At 71.0% G+C, this 18,111-nt stretch carries 16 protein-coding genes; 5 read left to right on the forward strand and 11 right to left on the reverse strand.

Translation table 11 applies throughout. The features are described 5' to 3' along the window. Positions 1-8: 8 nt before the first annotated feature. A complete protein-coding gene (locus ACIRQH_RS02175; protein ID WP_388865516.1) occupies positions 9-809 on the reverse strand; it encodes a spermidine synthase in 801 nt (266 codons plus the stop codon). 232 nt (positions 810-1,041) lie between these two features. Here ACIRQH_RS02175 and ACIRQH_RS02180 point away from each other — a divergent pair, with 232 nt between their 5' ends. After that, complete coding sequence (locus ACIRQH_RS02180) at positions 1,042-2,871, forward strand: alkyl/aryl-sulfatase (protein ID WP_404223711.1); 1,830 nt, start codon at positions 1,042-1,044, stop codon at positions 2,869-2,871. Positions 2,872-2,938: 67 nt separating this feature from the next. Here the strand turns inward: ACIRQH_RS02180 and ACIRQH_RS02185 are convergent, their stop codons facing one another. After that, entirely contained in the window at positions 2,939-3,856 is a 918-nt protein-coding gene (locus ACIRQH_RS02185; protein WP_358817415.1) for a LysR substrate-binding domain-containing protein, read from the reverse strand. Between the two features lie 140 nt (positions 3,857-3,996). Between ACIRQH_RS02185 and ACIRQH_RS02190 the strand changes: the two genes are divergently transcribed. Both ACIRQH_RS02190 and ACIRQH_RS02195 read left to right on the forward strand, forming a co-directional pair. Continuing rightward, entirely contained in the window at positions 3,997-5,010 is a 1,014-nt protein-coding gene (locus tag ACIRQH_RS02190; protein ID WP_388865512.1) for an aldo/keto reductase, read from the forward strand. A 37-nt stretch (positions 5,011-5,047) separates the two neighbouring features. Continuing rightward, positions 5,048-5,479, forward strand: a complete 432-nt coding sequence (locus tag ACIRQH_RS02195) for an SRPBCC family protein (RefSeq protein ID WP_388865511.1) — start codon at positions 5,048-5,050, stop codon at positions 5,477-5,479. Positions 5,480-5,568: 89 nt separating this feature from the next. On the opposite strand, the gene msrA is transcribed toward ACIRQH_RS02195, so the two are convergent. Next, positions 5,569-6,081 (reverse strand): peptide-methionine (S)-S-oxide reductase MsrA, encoded by a 513-nt coding sequence (gene msrA / locus ACIRQH_RS02200; RefSeq protein ID WP_388865509.1) that lies wholly within the window; start codon positions 6,079-6,081, stop codon positions 5,569-5,571. 317 nt (positions 6,082-6,398) lie between these two features. Between msrA and ACIRQH_RS02205 the strand changes: the two genes are divergently transcribed. After that, entirely contained in the window at positions 6,399-7,262 is an 864-nt protein-coding gene (locus ACIRQH_RS02205) for an MHYT domain-containing protein (protein ID WP_358817419.1), read from the forward strand. 143 nt (positions 7,263-7,405) lie between these two features. Continuing rightward, positions 7,406-8,224 (forward strand): alpha/beta fold hydrolase, encoded by an 819-nt coding sequence (locus ACIRQH_RS02210; protein WP_388865507.1) that lies wholly within the window; start codon positions 7,406-7,408, stop codon positions 8,222-8,224. 70 nt (positions 8,225-8,294) lie between these two features. Here the strand turns inward: ACIRQH_RS02210 and ACIRQH_RS02215 are convergent, their stop codons facing one another. From ACIRQH_RS02215 to ACIRQH_RS02250, 8 genes are all read right to left on the reverse strand, one after another. Next, entirely contained in the window at positions 8,295-10,616 is a 2,322-nt protein-coding gene (locus ACIRQH_RS02215) for a family 43 glycosylhydrolase (RefSeq protein ID WP_404223715.1), read from the reverse strand. Between the two features lie 16 nt (positions 10,617-10,632). Further along, complete coding sequence (locus ACIRQH_RS02220; protein WP_404223717.1) at positions 10,633-12,084, reverse strand: sulfatase-like hydrolase/transferase; 1,452 nt, start codon at positions 12,082-12,084, stop codon at positions 10,633-10,635. Continuing rightward, a complete protein-coding gene (locus tag ACIRQH_RS02225; RefSeq protein ID WP_404223719.1) occupies positions 12,081-13,058 on the reverse strand; it encodes an aliphatic sulfonate ABC transporter substrate-binding protein in 978 nt (325 codons plus the stop codon). Before ACIRQH_RS02225 ends, ACIRQH_RS02220 begins: the two co-directional genes overlap by 4 nt. Positions 13,059-13,118: 60 nt before the next feature. Continuing rightward, positions 13,119-13,922 carry an ABC transporter ATP-binding protein gene (locus ACIRQH_RS02230; protein ID WP_388865499.1) on the reverse strand — a complete coding sequence of 268 codons (804 nt, stop codon included), beginning with the start codon at positions 13,920-13,922 and terminating at the stop codon, positions 13,119-13,121. Then, positions 13,919-14,725, reverse strand: coding sequence for an ABC transporter permease (locus ACIRQH_RS02235; protein ID WP_358817424.1), 807 nt, complete (start codon positions 14,723-14,725; stop codon positions 13,919-13,921). The genes ACIRQH_RS02230 and ACIRQH_RS02235 overlap by 4 nt, the downstream gene beginning before the upstream one ends. A 31-nt stretch (positions 14,726-14,756) precedes the next feature. Continuing rightward, a complete protein-coding gene (locus ACIRQH_RS02240) occupies positions 14,757-16,073 on the reverse strand; it encodes an ROK family protein (RefSeq protein WP_404223721.1) in 1,317 nt (438 codons plus the stop codon). A gap of 196 nt (positions 16,074-16,269) precedes the next feature. Continuing rightward, a complete protein-coding gene (locus tag ACIRQH_RS02245) occupies positions 16,270-17,262 on the reverse strand; it encodes a formylglycine-generating enzyme family protein (RefSeq protein WP_388865495.1) in 993 nt (330 codons plus the stop codon). Between the two features lie 85 nt (positions 17,263-17,347). Continuing rightward, on the reverse strand, positions 17,348-17,956 hold the full coding sequence (locus tag ACIRQH_RS02250; RefSeq protein ID WP_358817426.1) for an ATP-binding protein: 609 nt from the start codon (positions 17,954-17,956) through the stop codon (positions 17,348-17,350). Between the last annotated feature and the right edge of the window lie 155 nt (positions 17,957-18,111).

Below are 18,111 nucleotides of genomic sequence, written 5' to 3' on the forward strand. Positions count from 1 at the left end.
GTCAGCCGTCAGTCGCGGCGCCGGCGGGCGACGTACACGGTGTTGGCCGCGGTCCCGCCCTGGAGCGGGTTGTCGAAGTCGACCACGTGGGCGGCGGTGTCCGTGAAGACCTGGGCGAGGACGGCGCCGAACTCCTCGTCCGGCGGGTCGTTCGACCACAGCGCGAACACGCCGCCGGGATGCAACAGGTCGGCCAGGGCCGTCAGACCGGGCACGCCATAGAGCGCCGCGTGGCTGGGGTGCAGCACATGGCGCGGCGAGTGGTCGACGTCGAGCAGGATCGCGTGGAACCGGCGGCCCGGTTGATCCGGGTCCAGCCCGCGAGGAGCGGCACCGGCCCCGGCGACCGTGTCCTCCGTGGAACCCGCGTCTCCCGGCGAAGCGGGACCGTCGGTCGCCGTACCGCCGGTGACCATGGCGAAGAAGTCCCCGCGCACCAGGCGGCAGCGCGGGTCCGTCGCCAGTCCCGTGCCGAGGGGTACGAGCCCGCGCCGGTGCCAGTCGATCACTTCGGGCAGGGCGTCGACGACGACCAGGGAACGCACCCGGGGGTCGTCCAGCGCCGTCCGGGCGGTGTAACCGAGGCCGAGGCCTCCCACGACGACGTCGAGCGGGCCCTCGGCCAGTTCCGCCAGGCCGAGCCGGGTCAGTTCGACCTCGCCGTCGGTGAAGAGGCTGGACATCAGGTACTCGTCGCCGAGCTTCACCTCGTAGACGTCCTCCCCCGACGAGGGATCGCGTCGGCGGCGGAGGCTGATCTCGCCCATCGGGGTGGGCTGCCAGTCGAGTTCCTGGAAACGTGCGCTCATCCGGTGTCCTGCTCCCCGTCGAATGTCCACTGCCGCGAGCGGGTTGAGGTACGCCGCAGGTAGGCACCGTACCGGCAGGTCAGGGCCTGATGCTCGCGGGGACCCCCGAGCGGCGCTCTTCGGGTGGATCGGTCGCACGGCCGTACGCACCGCGTCGGCGCGCGGAACCAACAGGCCCGGACAGGTGGGACGGTTTGTTTGGGTTGGTGCGTGGCCGAGTTATTCATGTCGTATGAGCACTCTCGACTATGCCGACAGGTCCGACTTCGACGACTCCGAGCGGGGTTTCGTCGCCGCTCTGGAACCGGCGGTCATCCGTGCCGAGGACGGCCGGGTGGTCTGGGACGGCGACGCGTACGCGTTCCTTGACGCGGAGTGTCCGGCCACCGCGCACCCGAGCCTGTGGCGGCAGAGCCAGTTGTGCAACAAGCAGGGGCTCTTCGAGGTGACCGAAGGCATCTACCAGGTCCGGAACCTGGACCTGTCGAACATGACGCTGGTCGAGGGCGACACGGGTGTCATCGTCGTCGATCCGCTCATCTCGGCCGAGACCGCGGCCGCCGCGCTGGCGCTGTACCGCGAGCACCGGGGCGAGCGCCCGGTCACGGGGCTGATCTACACGCACTCGCACGGCGACCACTTCGGCGGCTCGCGCGGGGTCCTGCCGCACGGCCACGCACCGGTGCCGGTGATCGCCCCGGCCGGGTTCCTGGAGCACGCCGTCGCGGAGAACGTGTACGCGGGAGGCGCGATGACCCGCCGGGCCGTCTACATGTACGGCGCCGAACTGGCCAAGGGCCCCGCGGGGCAGATCAGCGCCGGGCTGGGCATGACGACATCCAAGGGCACCGTCACCCTCGTACCGCCGACTCTCGACATCACGCACACCGGTCAGGAGGAGACCGTCGACGGTGTGCGGATCGTCTTCCAGATGACGCCGGACACCGAGGCACCGTCCGAGATGAACTTCTTCTTCCCTGACCGGCGGGCCCTGTGCATGGCGGAGAACGCCACGCACAACATGCACAACATCCTGACCCTGCGCGGCGCGGTCGTCCGGGACACCCGGATCTGGGCGCACTACCTGAACGAGGCGATCGCCCTCTTCGCCGACCGGGCCGACGTCGCGTTCGCCTCCCACCACTGGCCGACCTGGGGCCGTGAGCGGATCGTCGAACACCTCGCCGGGCAGCGCGACATGTGGGCCTATCTGCACGACCAGACCCTGCGCATGACCAACCAGGGGCTGACCGGGACCGAGATCGCCGAGCGGATCGAGCTGCCCCCGGCCGTCGCGAACCGGTGGGCCAACCGCGGCTACTACGGTTCCGTCAGCCACAACGCCAAGGCCGTCTACCAGCGCTACATGGGCTGGTTCGACGGGAACCCCGCGCACCTGTGGGAGCACCCGCCGACGGAGCTGGCGCAGCGCTTCGCCGCCGACTACGGCGGTGTCCCCGCGCTCGTCGCCAAGGGCCGGGAGTACGCCGCCGCGGGCGACCTGCGCTTCGCCGCGACGCTCCTCGGACACGCGGTCTTCGCCGCACCGGAGGGCCCGGACGCCAGACAGGCGCTCGCGGACGTGTACGAGCGGCTCGGTCACGGCTGCGAGAACGGTCCGTGGCGGAACTTCTACCTGATGGGCGCGCAGGAACTGCGGGGCAGCGTCGCGCACACCGCGCTGGAGATGACGAACCCCGAGATGGCCATGGCGCTGACCGTCGACATGCTCATCGACTCCCTCGCCATCCGCGTCGACGGTCCGCGCGCCTGGGACGAGAGGCTCACCATGACGTGGCACCTCACCGACGAGGGGCGCACCTGGCAGATCCAGCTGTCCAACGGGGCGCTGACGTACCGCGGTGCCGAGACCGCGACCGGCCAGGGGGGCGCGGCGCCGTCGGCCGATCTCACCCTGACCATGACGAAGCCGCAGCTGCTCGCCCTCCTCGCCGGCCAGGGGATGGACGGCGTACAGGTCCAGGGCGATCCCCAGGTCTTCGCCACTCTCGTGGGGCTGCTCGACAGTCCGGACCCCGAATTCCCCATCGTCACCCCCTGACGCGCCCGCCCGCGTGTCACCCGGCCTCGGTGCCGAGCGCCCGAGAACCGGCGGGGACGCGTCGGGGTCAGGCCGTCGTCTCTGCCTGTGGGGCGCCGCGATCCGCGAGGACCGTCGCGCGGAACTCCGCCACGACGGGCCGCAGATCGACGCGATGCCAGGCGGCCCACAGCTGGATGGACCCTTCGTACCAGGGCAGTTCACGGACGGCGACAGCGTCGGAGGTGGCGCGGACCATGCTCCGCTGGATGAGTGCGAGGCCGAGGCCGGAGGCGACCAGGCCGAGCGCGGTGAGGGGGTCGGCCGCGTCGAGTCTGATGTCCGGGGTGAAGCCGGAGGCGACGCAGGACGCGACGAAGGTGTCGCGCCAAGCCGGGTCCTGGGCGTCACCGACCGCGATCCACGGACGGCCGTCGAGCGCCTCGGGAGTCAGGTCCTCCTGCCGCGCGAGCGGGTGCTCCGCGGGCAGGACGAGGAGCAGCGGGTCCCGGAGCAGGGGAGCCGCGTCCAGGTCCGGGTCGTCGTCGCCGGGCGGGGTGCGGACGAGCGCGATGTCCAGGCTGCGCTGGCGAAGGCCCTCGAACTGCGCGGCCGACTCCTGGTCGTAGAGCGCGACATGGATGCCGGGGCGGTGTTCGCGCAGGGTTCGCAGCGCGGAGGGCAGGACGCCGGTGTGCATGGCGTCGGCGACGTAGCCGATGCACAGGCCGCCCTCCTCTCCCCGGCCGAGACGCCGGCCGAGGTTCTCCAGACGGTCCGCGTGCCGCAGCAGGGCGCGCGCCTCGGTCAGGAAGACCCGCCCGTCGGAGGTGAGCCGGATGCGCTGCTGACTGCGTTCGAACAGGGTGAGTCCCAGGTTCTTCTCCAGCTGGGCGATCTGCCGGCTGAGCGGGGACTGGGAGATGTGCAGCCGCTCGGCGGCGCGGCCGACGTGTTCGGCCTCGGCGACGGCGACGAAGTAGCGAAGTTGTCGCAGGTCAAGCATGTGGGACCTCGGAGGACTCAAGTATGTCCGAGTAAGTCTTGGACAGTCTCATGTAGGGATCCTAACCTCGAACACGCAAGGCCGACGGATCGACCATCCGGCCTCTTGTCCGTCCGAACCACCATCGCGAGGATTCCTTCATGAGCATCACGTCCCTTCTGCCCGGAGCGCTCGGTTTCGGCACCGCGCCGCTCGGCAACATGTTCCGTGCCATCCCCGACGAGGAGGCGGCGGCCACCGTCGAGGCGGCCTGGGACCAGGGCATCCGCTATTTCGACACGGCCCCCTTCTACGGGGCGGGCCTTTCCGAGATCCGGCTCGGCGAGGTGCTGGCGCGGCACCCGCGCGAGGACTACGTCCTCAGCACGAAGGTCGGCCGCGTGATCCTCGACGAGACCGAGGACCCGGCCGCGCGTGACCTCGGCGAGAAGGGCGGCCTCTTCGAACACGGCCGGCCCAACAAGATGGTCAACGACTACTCCGCCGACGCCACCCTGCGGTCCATCGAGGACAGCCTGAAGCGACTGCGGACCGACCGCCTCGACATCGTGTGGGTGCACGACGTGGCCCAGGACTTCTACGGGGACGAGTGGCTCGCGGCATACGAGAGTGCCCGCACGGGCGCCTTCCGGGTCCTGCAGAAGCTGCGCGAGGAGGGGGTCATCAAGGCCTGGGGCCTGGGCGTGAACCGGGTGGAGCCGCTTGAGCTCACCCTGGACCTGGACGAGCCGAAGCCCGACGCGTTCCTGCTGGCCGGCCGGTACACGCTGCTCGACCACGACCGCGCCCTCCAGCGTCTGCTGCCCTCCGCCGCGGCGCAGGGCGTCGACATCGTGGTCGGCGGCCCGTACAGCTCGGGCGTCCTCGCCGGCGGCGCGCACTTCGAGTACCAGCAGGCGCCCGCGCACATCGTCGACACGGTGGAGCGGATCAAGGCGGTGGCCCAGCGGCACGGCGTCGGCATCAAGGCCGCCGCGCTGCAGTTCTCCCTGGCCCACCCGGCGACGGTCGCCGCGATCCCGGGGGCGACCAGGCCGAGCCGCATCGCCGAGGACGTGGCGGCGCTCGGCGAGAGCATTCCGGCCGGGTTCTGGGCCGAGCTGCGCGAGGAGCGGCTGATAGCCGAGGACGCCCCCGTGCCCACCGCCGCCTGACCCACGTCACCCCCCCCACACTTCGAAGGAGACCCCCGTGGCCACGACCATCGCGTCCATCGACATCGACGCCTCGCCCGAGCACGTCTGGCAGCTCGTCGGCGGTTTCGGCTCCCTGCCCGACTGGCTTCCCTACATCCCCGTCAGCGAGCTGAGCGAGGGCGGACGGGTGCGCCGCCTGGAGAACGAGGACGGCGAGGTGATCGTCGAACGCCTCCAGGCCTTCGACGACGAGCACCGCACCTACAGCTACTCCATCCTGCGGGCCCCCTTCCCTGTCACCGGCTACCGCTCGACACTCACGGTCCACGAGACGGCCGAGCCGGGCACGGCCCGCGTGGAGTGGTCCGGCTCCTTCACGCCCGACGGCATCAGCGACGCCGACGCGGTGACCCTGTTCCACGGCATCTACACGCAGGGCCTGGCCGCGCTCGTCCAGACCCTCGCCACTGTTCCGGCGGCCCGATAGGGAGTCCGCGGCGGAGGCGAGCGGACACCCCGGAGCAGCGAGAAGCCCCCGTACCGGCATGCGCGCCGGTACGGGGGCTTCGGTCCGACTCAGGCCTGCGCGCGCTTCGGCAGCCGCCAGTCGGGGCGGACGAAGTGGCAGGTGTATCCGTCGGGGTAGCGCTGGAGGTAGTCCTGGTGCTCCGGCTCCGCCTCCCAGAACGGGCCGGCCGGCACGACCTCGGTCACGACCTTCCCCGGCCACAGACCGGAGGCGTCGACGTCGGCGATGGTGTCCTCGGCGACACGCTTCTGCTCGTCGTCGAAGTAGTAGATCGCGGACCGGTAGCTGAGACCGATGTCGTTGCCCTGCCGGTTCTTCGTCGACGGGTCGTGGATCTGGAAGAAGTACTCCAGGATCGTCCGGTAGTCGGTCTTCGTGGGATCGAAGGTGATCTCGATCGCCTCGGCGTGCGTGCCGTGGTTACGGTACGTCGCGTTCGGGACATCGCCTCCGCTGTATCCCACGCGGGTGCCCAGGACACCCGGGAACGTCCTGATCAGCTCCTGCACGCCCCAGAAGCAGCCGCCCGCCAGCAGGGCCTTCTCCTCGTTCCGGCTCATCGCACACACCCTTCTTCCGTCTTTTCGTCAGGCTCGCACAGCTGCCGTCGCACACACCCCCGGCGGTCACTCTCCCCCACCGCCGCGACGACACGGCCACCGCTCTGCACAAGGCCGCGGAGCCGCGCGAAATTCCCGGTCCGGGCCCGGGAGCAGCCTCTCCGGACCCCTCCGGCGTTCCCAGGGGACCGCGACTCCGACGCCGAGCCGATAACGATCGTGCAGGTTTCAATAACTACCGCCGGTAAGGCCTTGCTGACAGTGACGGAAAAAGGGCTCAATGTCCTTCCTCATAGGCACAAAGGATCAGGGAGCGGATGAACGGCACTATCGACGGCTTCAGCTACGGACTCGTGACACCGGTTGCGGCCTACGTCATGGCCTGCGTGGGATCGGCACTCGGACTGCGCTGCGTGGTCCGCACGATCCACCACGCGCCCGGCTGGCGGACGGGCTGGCTCGCACTCGGAGCCGCCTCGCTCGGCTGCGGGATCTGGACCATGCACTTCATCGCCATGACCGGCTTCTCCGTACAGCAGACATCCATCACCTATGACGTACCGCTGACCATCCTCAGCCTGATCGTGGCGATCGTCGTGGTCTCGGCGGGCGTCTTCATCGTCGGCAGTCGCGGGGCCACGCCGGCCTCCCTGACCGTGGGCGGCGGCATCACCGGCGTCGGCGTCGCGACCATGCACTACCTCGGCATGTTCGCCATGCAGCTCAACGGCGACCTCGGCTACGACACATTCACCGTGGCGCTGTCCCTGGTCATCGCCCTGGTGGCGGCGACCGCGGCACTGTGGGCCGCCGTCTCCGTACGGGGCTTCCTGCGCTCCCTCGGAGCCAGCCTCGTCATGGGACTGGCGGTCACCGGCATGCACTACACCGGCATGGCCGCGGTGACCGTCCACCTGCACAACACGTCCACGCAGGTCGCGAACGGCCAGTCGGGCGCCTCGCTCCTGCTCCCCATGCTGATCGGCCCGGTCATCTTCCTCATCCTCGCCGGGGCGATCGTCATGTTCGATCCGGTCCTGATCCTCGGCGAGGGCGAGTGGGACAAGTCCGACCGGCGCCGCTCCCGGAGCACCGGTCACACCGGGCAGGACTCGCCTGCCGCCCCCGAGCGCCCCGACCTCTTCGCCTCGCACGACGCCTCCTGGCCGGGCAACCGGTAGCGAGCGGCTCCACAGCCGGTCACCCCAGCCCCCGGTGCACCGGCCTCGCTCCGTCCCGTCCGCCCGACATTGCGCCCGCCGGTGGCCTCGGGATCACGGGACGATCTTGGGGCGGGACGATCTTGAGACTAGGGTTGCGCGCCATGACCTCACTGGCGCTGCGCGGCACGACGATCCACTACGACGACTCCGGTCCCGCCACCGGACTCCCCGTGCTGCTGATCCACGGGCACCCCTTCAACCGGACCCTGTGGGCACCCCAGGTGGCCGCCCTCGTCGCGGCCGGACACCGTGTCGTCGCACCGGACCTGCGCGGCTACGGCGACAGCGGGGTCGAAGAGGGGGCCGTGCGCCTCGACGCCTTCGCCGACGACCTCGTCGGGCTGCTCGACCACCTGGACATCGACAGCGCCGTGGTCGGCGGGGTGTCGATGGGCGGCCAGATCGCCATGGAGATGCAGCGGAGTCATGCCGGGCGGGTGCGCGCCCTCGTGCTGTCCGACACCTCGGCGCCGGCCGAGACGGACGAGGGAAAGGCCGTCCGCAACAAGATGGCCGACAGGCTCCTGGCCGAGGGGATGGACGGCTACGCGGGCGAGGTCATCGGCAAGATGCTCGCCGCGTACAACGTCACCTCGATGCCCGACGTGGCCGCGCGCGTGCTGGCCATGATGCGCTCCACTGATCCCCGGGGTGCCGCGGCGGCTCTGCGCGGCCGGGCCGAACGGCCGGACTACCGCGACACGCTCGCCGCCGTCCGGTCCCCTGTCCTGATCGTCGTCGGAGCCGACGACGTGTACACACCGGTCGCCGACGCCGAGGCCCTCCGCGCCCTCGCCCCGCACGCGGTGCTGACCGTCGTCGACGGCGCCGGCCATCTGCCGGGCGCCGAGCAGCCGGACCGGTTCAACTCCGCGCTGCTGGACTTCCTCACGACACGGGTGATCGCCGCCGCAGGGTGAGCGGCACGGTCGTGCGGGGGTGGCGCGCTTCCCCACGGGGAGGCGCGCCACCATCGGTCGGACACCCGGGTCAGGGGGCGTACGCGTACGTGCGCAGATAGTCGAAACGGGCCGTGGCGCCCGCCGTGTCGAGCGAGACGAGACCGATCCTCAGCGTCTGCTCCCGGGGCAGCGACCAGACACCCGTCCACGTCCAGTGCACACCGTCGGTACTGGTGGCGGACCGCACCTCGTGTTCCGTGCCCGCGGTGTCGGCGTGGTACGCGAGCCGCATCCAGAGCGTGTCCGCGGCGGGCCCCCCGAACATCGGCCCGTAGGCCACCGCGGTCGGCGGCGTGGTGGTCGGCCGGGCACCCTCCTTGGCGAACTCGGTGACGTGGGTGACCTCTCCGGCCGTGTGGCTCAGCGGCAGTACGGCGTCCACGAGCTTGAAGTACCGGTCGTCGTTCCCGTAGAGGACGAGCCCCGCCTGCTGGTTGCCCGGTCCGTTCGTCAGTCGCAGCCGCGTCTCCACGACGAAGTCACCGGGCGGCGCGTCCCGGGTGAGGACGGAGGCGGTGTTCGTGCCGAGGTTCAGTTCGGCGTTCTGGGTCGGCCACGACAGGGCACCGTCGCCGGTCGTGACCCCGGCGGCCGGACCCCGTACCCAGGTCCAGGCCGAGGACAGGGCCGCCGACCCGAACTCGTCGCTGTACGCGGGCAGCGGCGCGCCCGGCAGCGGGTCGGCGACCCGCCGGCCGACCGGGGTGTAGAGGGGCGCCGCGCCCACGTTGTCGGCGGCGGCACCGACGCCCCGGGCGGTCACGCCCACCTTCCCGGCCCGGACCGCGGCGGCCGGAACGCTACGGGTCTGGGTGGCGACGGCGTCGTGCAGCCGGTCGGCGCTGACCTCGACGGTGAGCCGGGTGCCGCGCAGCTCGGCGGCGACGTTGCGCCACGCGCTCCACTGGAAACCGGACGGCAGCGCCGTGCTCTGCTCCCCCGCGCTGACGCCGTTCACGCGAACGTCGGTGACCAGGGCGTTGCGGTTCCGGTCGAGCCAGGCCACGACGTGGTTGCCGGTGTCCCGGTAGGCGAGGACCAGGCCCGCCGCGCCACCCGTGCCCGTCACCCTCAGGTCGGCCTCGGCGCGGACCTGGGCGGGGGCCTGGGCGGAGGTGACCAGGTAGGCGGGGTCGGTGCCGGTGGAGTGGGTGACGAAGGTGCCGGAGTCCTGTTCGGTGGCCGTGGTCCAGTCGGCCGTACCGGTGCCCTCGGGCTGCCACGCGCCGAGCGACCCGTCGTTGAAGGTGGAGCCGGCCACCCAGGTGGTCACCGGGGCCCGTTGTGCGGTGGAGGAGGGTCCTGCTCCGGCTCGCAGGACGGGCCAGCCGTCGATCCAGTCGAGCCGGTCGATCGCCATGGGCCGCCTGCTGAGCGTGCGGTCGATGCCGGGCACCGGGTCGAGGTCGGGGTCGTTAGCGGGGATGGCGTGGTAGACGAGCCAGTCCTGTCCGGCCAGATCGGTCTGGAGGGCGTTGTGCCCGGGCCCGATCCAGCGGTCGCTGCCGCCGACGACGATGCCGCCCTTGCTGACGGGAGACATCAGGTCGACGCCCCGGTCGTCGGTGAAGGGGCCCGTCGGACTGGTCGCGCGGCCCACTTTCACCTGGTAGCCGCTGTAGGCGCCGTCGCAGCAGCCCGCGTCCGAGTAGAAGAGGTAGTAGTAGCCGTCGCGTCGGACGACGAAGCCGCCCTCCACGCGGCGTCCCTGGGCGACCTGGGTGACAGCGCCCTCGACGCGGGTGCGGTCACCGTTCATCCTGGCTACGCAGATCGTGTCGTAACTGCCCCAGTACAGATACGGATCGCCGCCCACGTCGGTGAACTGGGCTTCGTCGATGTCGCCGGTCGCGCATCCGCTGTCGGCGGGCAGGACCGCGCCGCCGTCGGTCCAGGGGCCGGTGGGGGTGGGGGCTGTGGCCACACCGACGGTGTCCTTGCCCGGCACGGAGTAGAAGAGGTTGTAGTGGCCGTCGGTGTAGCGGATGTCGGGGGCCCAGAGCCGGGAGCCGCCGTGCCAGGCCGGCTGGGTCTGCGGGGTGAAGACCTCGCCCGCGTACGTCCAGTGCGTGAGGTCGGCCGACTTCAGGACGGGAAGGATCCTTTCGGCGGTCTGGCCCCGCGTCTGGAACACCGGGTTCTGGGTTCCGTAGGCGTACCAGTAACCGTCCTTGCCGCGGATCATGGAGGGGTCGGGGAAAGTGTCGACGGTGCCTGCGGTCACGGGGTTCGTGTAGGTCGCGGTCGCGCTGCCGGCGGCGGTGGCGGTCCCGGCGGGCGGGAGCACCGCGAGGAGGAGACCGGCGAGTGCGGCGGCGACGGCGGCGGTGCGGCTCGTTCTTCGGTTCACGGTCGGCGGGGCCTCTCTACTCGAAGGAACTCAGGGTCGGGTCGTGGTCGGAGGCACCGATGTCGAACATGGGCGTCATCCAGTGGTAGAAGTTGTCGCCGCGCTCCCGCAGCAGGTCGTAGAGCCGGCGCATCAGGCGCCTTCGCACGGGGGCGAGTTCGGGGTGCGGGTAGCGGTTGGTGAGCTCGTGCGGGTCGGCTTCGAGGTCGTACAGCTCGTTGACCGACTCGGGGTTGACGACGAGCTTGAACCGGTCGTCGCGGAGCATGCGCTGCGGGTAGGGGAAGTGGTGGCCGTGGAACTCGGCCAGCAACTCCGCCGGCCAGTCGGGGTGTTCGCCGCGCACGAGCGGCAGCAGGGTGCGGCTGTCGGTGGCGGGCGCGGTGTCGCATCCGGCCAGGTCGAGGATGGTGGCCGTGCAGTCGGTCAGGCTGACGAACTCGTCACGCACCTGCGGCAGTTGGCCGGGGACACGGATGATGCCGGGGATGCGGTAGATGTCCTCGTACATCGCGGGGCCCTTGTCGTGCAGGCGGTGCGCGCCGGTGAACTCGCCGTGGTCGGCGGTGAAGAAGACGGAGGTGTCGTCACCGAGGCCGAGTTCGTCGAGCCGGGTGAGGATGCGGCCGATCTGCTCGTCGACGAGCGTGACGTATCCCCAGTAGACGGCGATGAGTTTGCGGGTCACCTCCAGTGGCATGGTGTCGAAGGTCCAGTGGGCGCTGTAGTTGCGCTGCACGGGTGGTTTGCCCTCGAAGGTCTCGGCGATGGACGCGGGCAGCTCGACGAGTCCGGGCTCGTACATGTCGTAGTAGGTGTCGGGGAGCAGGTAGGGCAGGTGCGGGCCGAAGAAGTGGGTGGCGAGGTAGAAGGGGCGGCCGTCCGCCGCGAACTTGTCCAACTGCTCGATGGCCCGGGTGGCGATGTAGTGCTCGAAGGTCGCCTCGGGCGGTTGCCGGAGGCGGGCCGCGAGCAGGTTGCCGGGATTGCCGTTGGGTGTCGTTCCGCGTACGGGATCGGTGATGCGGTACGGCGGCAGCCCCCGTTCCTCCAGGTAGGCCAGGTAGTCGGGGTGGTCCACGGGGTTGTGCCAGCCGGGCAGGTCGGGGCCCTCGAAGCCGTAGGAGGCGGCGTTGCGACGGGTGCCGACGTGCCATTTGCCGACCAGGCCCAGCTGGTAGTCCCGTTCGGCGAGTGCGCCGGGAAAGGTGAAGGCGTCCTCGCGGAGGTCCTCCAGATAGCCCACGTTCCGCTCGTAGTTGGCGAGCAGCCGGTGCCGGAAGGGCGCCTGGCCGGTGAGCAGGCTGGCGCGGGCCGGTGTGCAGATGGCGGTCGGGGTGTAGAAGCGGTCGAAGCGGGTTCCGGTGGCGGCGAGCCGGTCCAGGTTGGGGGTGGCGACGTGCGGGTTGCCGTAGCAGCCCAGCGTGTCCACCCGGTGCTGGTCGGTCATCAGGAACAGCAGGTTCACGAGGCGGCCTTCGTGTAGGCGGCGCCGGCGTAGAAGGAGTCGGCGGCGGGGGCCTTCTTCAGCTGGCCGGTGCTGACGAAGAAGTCCGTCATGCCGTCGAGCCAGGTGCCGACCGTGCCGTCCTTGGTCTTGGCGGCCAGTTCGGCGGTGGTGAGGGCCTTCACGTGGCTCGCGTCCGCCTTGACCTTGTCCTGCGGGACCTTGAGGAGCTTCGCGGTGAGGGCGACCGTCTCGTCGGGGTGGGCGGCCCGCCAGTCGTTGGCCTCCTGGAGCACCTTGACGACCTTGGCGTCGGTGGCCGCGTTCGCCTTCGCGCCGGTGACGAAGGCGGTGGGGAAGGATCCCCCGATGTCCTCGGTGCTCGCGACCTCTACGAGATCGGGCACCTTCTGCTTGATGGTGTCGATCAGGGGGTAGTTGATGCCGGCGCCGTCGATCTGCCCGGAGGAGAAGGCCGAGACGATGGTGGGCGCGTCCATGGCGACCTTCTTGATGTCGTTCATGGTCATGCCCGCCTTGCGCAGCGCGAGGTTGAGGATCATCTCGCCGGAGGTGCCTTCCGGCACGCCGACCTTCTTGCCCTTCAGCCCGGCCATGGAGGTGATCCCCGGCTTGGCGATCACCCGGTCCGCGTACGTGAGGGTGTCGATCGCGACGATCCGGGCCTTGCCCGAGGCGGGCAGCCAGATCGCGCCGGGGCCGATGTAGCCGTAGTCGAGGTCGCCGCTGCCGAGGGCCTGGATCTGGATCGGACCGTTGACGAACGTCTTGTACGAGGCGGACAGGCCGTGCTTGCGCCACAGGCCCCGCTCGTCGGCGATGGCGAGGAGGCCGGCTCCGTTGTAGTCGGCTATGTAGCCGAACCGGATCGTCGTCGCATCCCCGTCGCCGCCGTCGGAAGAGCAGGCGGACGCGGCGAGCGTGAGGGTCGTCGCGGAAAGTGACGCCATGAAGGTACGTCGGGACATGCTCATGACAGATATGCCTTTCGAGGCGGGTGTGCTGTGCTGGGCTCAGGGGGGGGTGACCGAACGTCAGGCCGCGGGGCCGGACGGGGTCTGGTGGTACACGGCGTGCCAGACCTCGTTGCGCAGCCGGGCGAACTCGGGGGACAGCCGCAGCTCCTCGGTGCGCGGATAGGGCAGGTCCACGTCCACGATCCGGTGGATCCGGCCCGGCCGCGCGGCCATCACGACGACCCGTCCGGCCAGGTAGACGGCCTCGTCGACGTCGTGTGTCACGAACAGGACCGTCCGGCGTTCGCGGGTCCAGGTACGCAGCAGCTGGTCCTGGAGCTGCACACGCGTCAGGGCGTCCAGTGCTCCGAACGGCTCGTCCATCAGCAGCACTTCGGGATCGACCGCGTACGCCCGGGCGATCGCGCAGCGTTGCTTCATGCCGCCGGACAGCGTCTTGGGCAGCGCGTCGGCGAAGTCGGTGAGTCCGACCAGCTCGATCGCGTGGTCGGCCTTGCGGCGGCGTTCGGCGGCGGACAGCGAGGTGAGTTTCAGCCCGAACTCGACGTTGCCGCGCACAGTGAGCCAGGGGAACAAGGCGTACTGCTGGAAGATGACGCCGCGTTCCGGCCCGGGGCCCCGGACCTGCCTCCCGTCCACCAGGACCTGGCCCACGCTCGGCTCGGTCAGGCCCGCCGCCATGTTGAGCAGGGTGGACTTGCCGCATCCGGAGGGGCCGACGACGGTGACGAACTCGCGGTCGGCGACGTCCAGCGACACCCGGTCGAGGGCGGTGAACTCCCCCGACTTGAGGGGGAAGGACTTCCCTGCCTGCTGGAAGGAGATCTTGGTGGTCCCGGTGAGGACGGCTTCGTGGGTCATCGGCGCTCCTGCCAGGCCGTCAGGTGACGTTCCGCGCGGAGCAGCAGACGGTCCATCACGAGTCCGATCAGCCCGATGGTGATCAGTCCGACGAAGATCGTCGGCAGGTCGTAGTAGGTCTGCGCGTGCATCATCTCGTAGCCCAGACCCTTGTCCGCGGCGATGAGTTCGGCGGCGACCACCGTCGCCCAGGACGCGCCGAGCCCGATCCGCATGCCGACGAGCAGGAACGGTGACGCGGCCGGGACCACCACCTTGAGGAAGATCACGCGGTCCGGGGCGCCCAGCACCCGGGCCGCGTTGATCAGCGTGGCGTCCACGCCGACCACTCCCTGGAACGCGGCGACCACGCTGGAGAGGAAGGCGGCCAGGAAGATGACGAACACCTTCGGGGTCTCACCGATGCCCATGAGCACGATCGCCAGCGGGATGATCGCCAGCGGCGGCACGGTCCTGAAGAACTGGACGTACGGTTCGAGCAGGGCGCGGGCGAGCGGGTACCAGCCCATCAGGAAGCCCACCGGCACGGCGAGCAGGGTGCCGAGCGCGAAGCCGAGGAACACCCGGCGCAGACTCGCCAGCGCGTCGTCCACCAGGGTGCCGTCCCGCAGCATCTCCGCGGCACGGGACGCCACCGACAGCGGGCCGGGGACGTCGACCAGGTGGGCCGTGGTGGCCAGGGCCCACACGGCGACGCCGAACACGAGCGCGGCGAGGTTCAGCAGCAGTGGCCGTACGGTTCGGCGCTCCCGGCGCGGTGCGGATGCCGGCGGCGTCTTGTCGGGGGCGGTGATCACGGCCATGTCGGCCTCGGCGGGGCGGGGGCGTTCACGTTCACTCCACGGATTCCGTTGCGGGATAGCGGGTCAGCAGGGGCGATTCGTGCAGGACGAGCGCGATGGCACCGAGCGCGCCCGCGGCCTCACCGAGCGCCGCGGCCCGCAGGTCGAGGAGCGGCCGGGAGACCGGCATGAGGTGGGCGGAGAGGGCACGTTCCACGGGGTCGAGGAGGGCGCGACCGGCCGCGGCCAGTTCTCCGCCGAGCACCGTGACCTCCGGGCCGAGCGCGTTGCAGACGGCAGCGAGGACCGTGCCCACCTGGCGTCCCACGTCGTCCAGCACCCGGCGTGCGCCGGGGTCGTCGGGGAGGGCCGCGAGGAAGGCGGGCAGGTCGGCGGCAGAGGGGTGGGCGTCGACCACGGCACCGATCGAGGCGACCGTCTCCAGGCAGCCGTGCTTGCCGCAGGAGCAGGGCCGGCCGTCGGGGTCGGCGGTGATGTGCCCGAGCTCGCCGGACAGTCCGTGCGCGCCCCGGTGCAGGGCGCCGCCGACGACGAGGCCGCCGCCCACACCGTGGGACAGCCGTACGTACAGGACGTCCTGGACGCCGGCGGCGGCGCCCCAGGTCGCCTCGGCCAGCGCGGCGAGCCGGGTGTTGTTGTCGAGGAGGACCGGGACGCCGAAGCGTTTGCGCAGCAGGACCGCCAGGTCGGCGTGGCTTTCGTCGGCCGCCCGTCGGGTCACGAACGAGTCCCCCTGGGGCGGGAGTTCAGCCCCTCGGCCCGTTCCCGCGGGCTGCCGGGCCGCAGGCGTCGTCCCGGGCGCGGCCGGCGACGCGACGCCCAGCCGCGGTGGTCCGGCGTCCTGAACCGTCCACCCGGTGGCGGCGCGGCGCTCGTTCACCGGTCCCACGACGCCGACGCCGATGCCGCTCAGCGCTCCGAGCCTGAGCCGGCCTCCGGCCAGTTCGCCCACCAGCCGTTCCGCGAGGGCGACACGCTCCTCCCGGCCCAGGTCCGCCGCGTGCGGAGCGCTCGCCGAACCGATGACCTCGTGGGCGACGTTGACGGCGGCGACGTGCACCGCGCGCCGGGCGAAGTCGATGCCGATCGCCTGCCCCGCACCCGGGTGCAGGCTCAGCGCGTCGACCGGCCGCCCGCGCCGTCGCTCGGCCGCGGCGGGCGGTGTGGCGACGACGGCACCGCCGTCCACGAGGGCGGTGACGATGTCGTAGAGCGTGGTGCGGGACAGTCCGCTCAGCCGCCCCAACTGGCCCCTGCTGAGCGGGCCGTGCGTGCGCAGCAGGCGCAGGACGAGCTCCTCGTGGCCCCGGCGCAGCCGTGCCAGCGGGCCGTCGTGGTCGTGTGGCATGAGGCACAGGATGGAAGCGCCACACCTTTACGTCAACAGCCCGGAAAAAATCAGAACCAAGGCTCCGGACCGGGCAGAAGACGGGAAAGGCCAGGTCATCCCTGGTACAGCGGCTGCTTCCCGGTCCGGGGAGCTTTCATGAGGCTGCAATGTTCCGGTGACAACCGGCGGGCCGGCGGCGGCGTCGGACCGCTCGTCACGCGTCCCAGGCGCAGCGGAATCCGAGGTTTCCGGTACTGCTGTCAGGGGTGTTGGCGGTGCGGGCCGCGACGCGGTAGCGGTTGCAGTACGAGTGGTGGCACAGGTAGGAGCCGCCGCGCATGACACGGGAGGAGCCTTGGGACGGCCCCCTGGGGTTGGTGCGCGGCCGCTCGGAGTGCCGGGTGCCCCACCGGTCGGCACACCACTCCCAGACGTTCCCGGACGTGTTGTACAGCCCGTACCCGTTGGGCTCGAACGCGTCCACGGGTGCCGTACCCCGGAAGCCGTCCTCGGCCGTGTTCCTGGTGGGGAAGCTGCCCTGCCAGATGTTGCACCGGTGTCCGCCTCCCGGGGTCAGTTCGTCGCCCCAGGGGTAGCGGCGCTGTTCGAGTCCGCCGCGCGCCGCGTACTCCCACTCCGCCTCGGTGGGCAGCCGCGCCCCGGCCCAACGGCAGTACGCCGCCGCGTCGTTCCACGAGACATGGACGACGGGGTGGTCCGCGCGGTCCGTCACCGAGCTGCCCGGCCCCTCCGGTGCGCGCCACACGGCGTCCTGGACGCCGCACCACCACGGCGTCTGCGGCGGGCGGGCCGCGCCGCGCCGCAGCGCGGCGGGCAGGAATCCGGCGAACACGTAGGACCAGCCGAATCGTTCGGCCTCGGTGCGGTGGCCGGTGGCCTCGACGAACTGGGCGAAGCGGGCGTTGGTCACCGCGTGGGCGTCGATGCGGAACGGTGAGACGGTCACCTTTCGCACCGGGCCTTCGCCGTCCTCGGAGAACCCGTCCGTGTCGCTCGTCCCCATGAGGAAGGTGCCGCCGGGGACCAACAGACTGGTGTCACGGTCGCGTTCCGTGGTGGATCCCCGGCCTCCAGGGTGCGCGGTGTCGCCGCGTCGGGGATCGCCGGCCGGGGGCGAAAGGGAGAGGCCGGTACCGCGCGGGCCGGCCGAGGGCGCGCAACATCCCGTGGATTCCGCCTCGTTCACCGGGCCTCCGCTCAAGAAGTGATCATCACTTCCGAGGCTACGGCACCGGTCGCGTCCCTCCACGGCACGGGATGCGTCCGAGGTGTCAGGGGGTCTGCATGGGTATCTGGAACCACATGGTCTTGCCGGTGGGGGTGCGCGTGCTCCCCCAGGATTCGGCGAGGAGGTCCAGCAGTTCCGTGCCCCGTCCGCTTTCCGCGTCGGCGTCGACGACGCGGCGCACGGGGCCGGTGGGGTCGGTGTCCTCCACCTCGCACCGCAGGTGCGGGCCACGTCCGCACAGGTTCAGCCGCAGGGGTCCGCGCGTGTGGCGCAGCGCGTTGGTGACGAGCTCACTGACCAGGAGTTCGGCGGTGTCGGTGAGATCGTCCGCCTTCCAGTCGTTCAGCTGCGCCGTGACCAGGCGGCGGGCCCGGCCGGCCGAGGTCAGCTCGCGCGGCAGGGGCCAGGAGGCGTCCCAGGCGGTGGCGCAGCCGCGCGGGGCGTCGAGCGGGCGCAGCGGTTCCAGGGTGCGGGACCAGAGCGCCTGGTTCCGGGTGATCCACGAACTCGGCCGCTCCTTCGCGGGCAGATCCGGATCCTTTACGGGTGCCCCTCCGCTCTCGCCGACCGTCTCCTGGGATCGGAGACGGGAGAACCGGCCGAAGCGTCCGCGACGGGAGACCGTCGCGGGGCCGATGGCCCAGGGGGCCATGAGAATCAGTCCCTTCTGAACTGCTGGCTACCGCGGCCACCCGGGCTGCGGAGGTCCATCGCCGGCAGAGCCGGGATGAAGCGGGGGACGCCTGCGCGTAGCCTGTGCCACGTCTACGGATATACATGTAGCGCCCGCTACGGTAAATATTCGTA

Source organism: Streptomyces sp. NPDC102279 (assembly GCF_044766365.1).
Taxonomy (GTDB): domain Bacteria; phylum Actinomycetota; class Actinomycetes; order Streptomycetales; family Streptomycetaceae; genus Streptomyces.

Coding starts and splice junctions, on each gene's coding strand:
- ACIRQH_RS02210 (WP_388865507.1), top strand. CDS start 7,406: ATGACCTCACTGGCGCTGCGCGGCACGACGATCCACTACGACGACTCC.
- ACIRQH_RS02225 (WP_404223719.1), bottom strand. CDS start 13,058: ATGAGCATGTCCCGACGTACCTTCATGGCGTCACTTTCCGCGACGACC.
- ACIRQH_RS02190 (WP_388865512.1), top strand. CDS start 3,997: ATGAGCATCACGTCCCTTCTGCCCGGAGCGCTCGGTTTCGGCACCGCG.
- ACIRQH_RS02240 (WP_404223721.1), bottom strand. CDS start 16,073: ATGCCACACGACCACGACGGCCCGCTGGCACGGCTGCGCCGGGGCCAC.
- ACIRQH_RS02180 (WP_404223711.1), top strand. CDS start 1,042: ATGAGCACTCTCGACTATGCCGACAGGTCCGACTTCGACGACTCCGAG.
- ACIRQH_RS02185 (WP_358817415.1), bottom strand. CDS start 3,856: ATGCTTGACCTGCGACAACTTCGCTACTTCGTCGCCGTCGCCGAGGCC.
- ACIRQH_RS02205 (WP_358817419.1), top strand. CDS start 6,399: ATGAACGGCACTATCGACGGCTTCAGCTACGGACTCGTGACACCGGTT.
- ACIRQH_RS02235 (WP_358817424.1), bottom strand. CDS start 14,725: ATGGCCGTGATCACCGCCCCCGACAAGACGCCGCCGGCATCCGCACCG.
- ACIRQH_RS02230 (WP_388865499.1), bottom strand. CDS start 13,922: ATGACCCACGAAGCCGTCCTCACCGGGACCACCAAGATCTCCTTCCAG.
- ACIRQH_RS02250 (WP_358817426.1), bottom strand. CDS start 17,956: ATGGCCCCCTGGGCCATCGGCCCCGCGACGGTCTCCCGTCGCGGACGC.
- msrA (WP_388865509.1), bottom strand. CDS start 6,081: ATGAGCCGGAACGAGGAGAAGGCCCTGCTGGCGGGCGGCTGCTTCTGG.
- ACIRQH_RS02175 (WP_388865516.1), bottom strand. CDS start 809: ATGAGCGCACGTTTCCAGGAACTCGACTGGCAGCCCACCCCGATGGGC.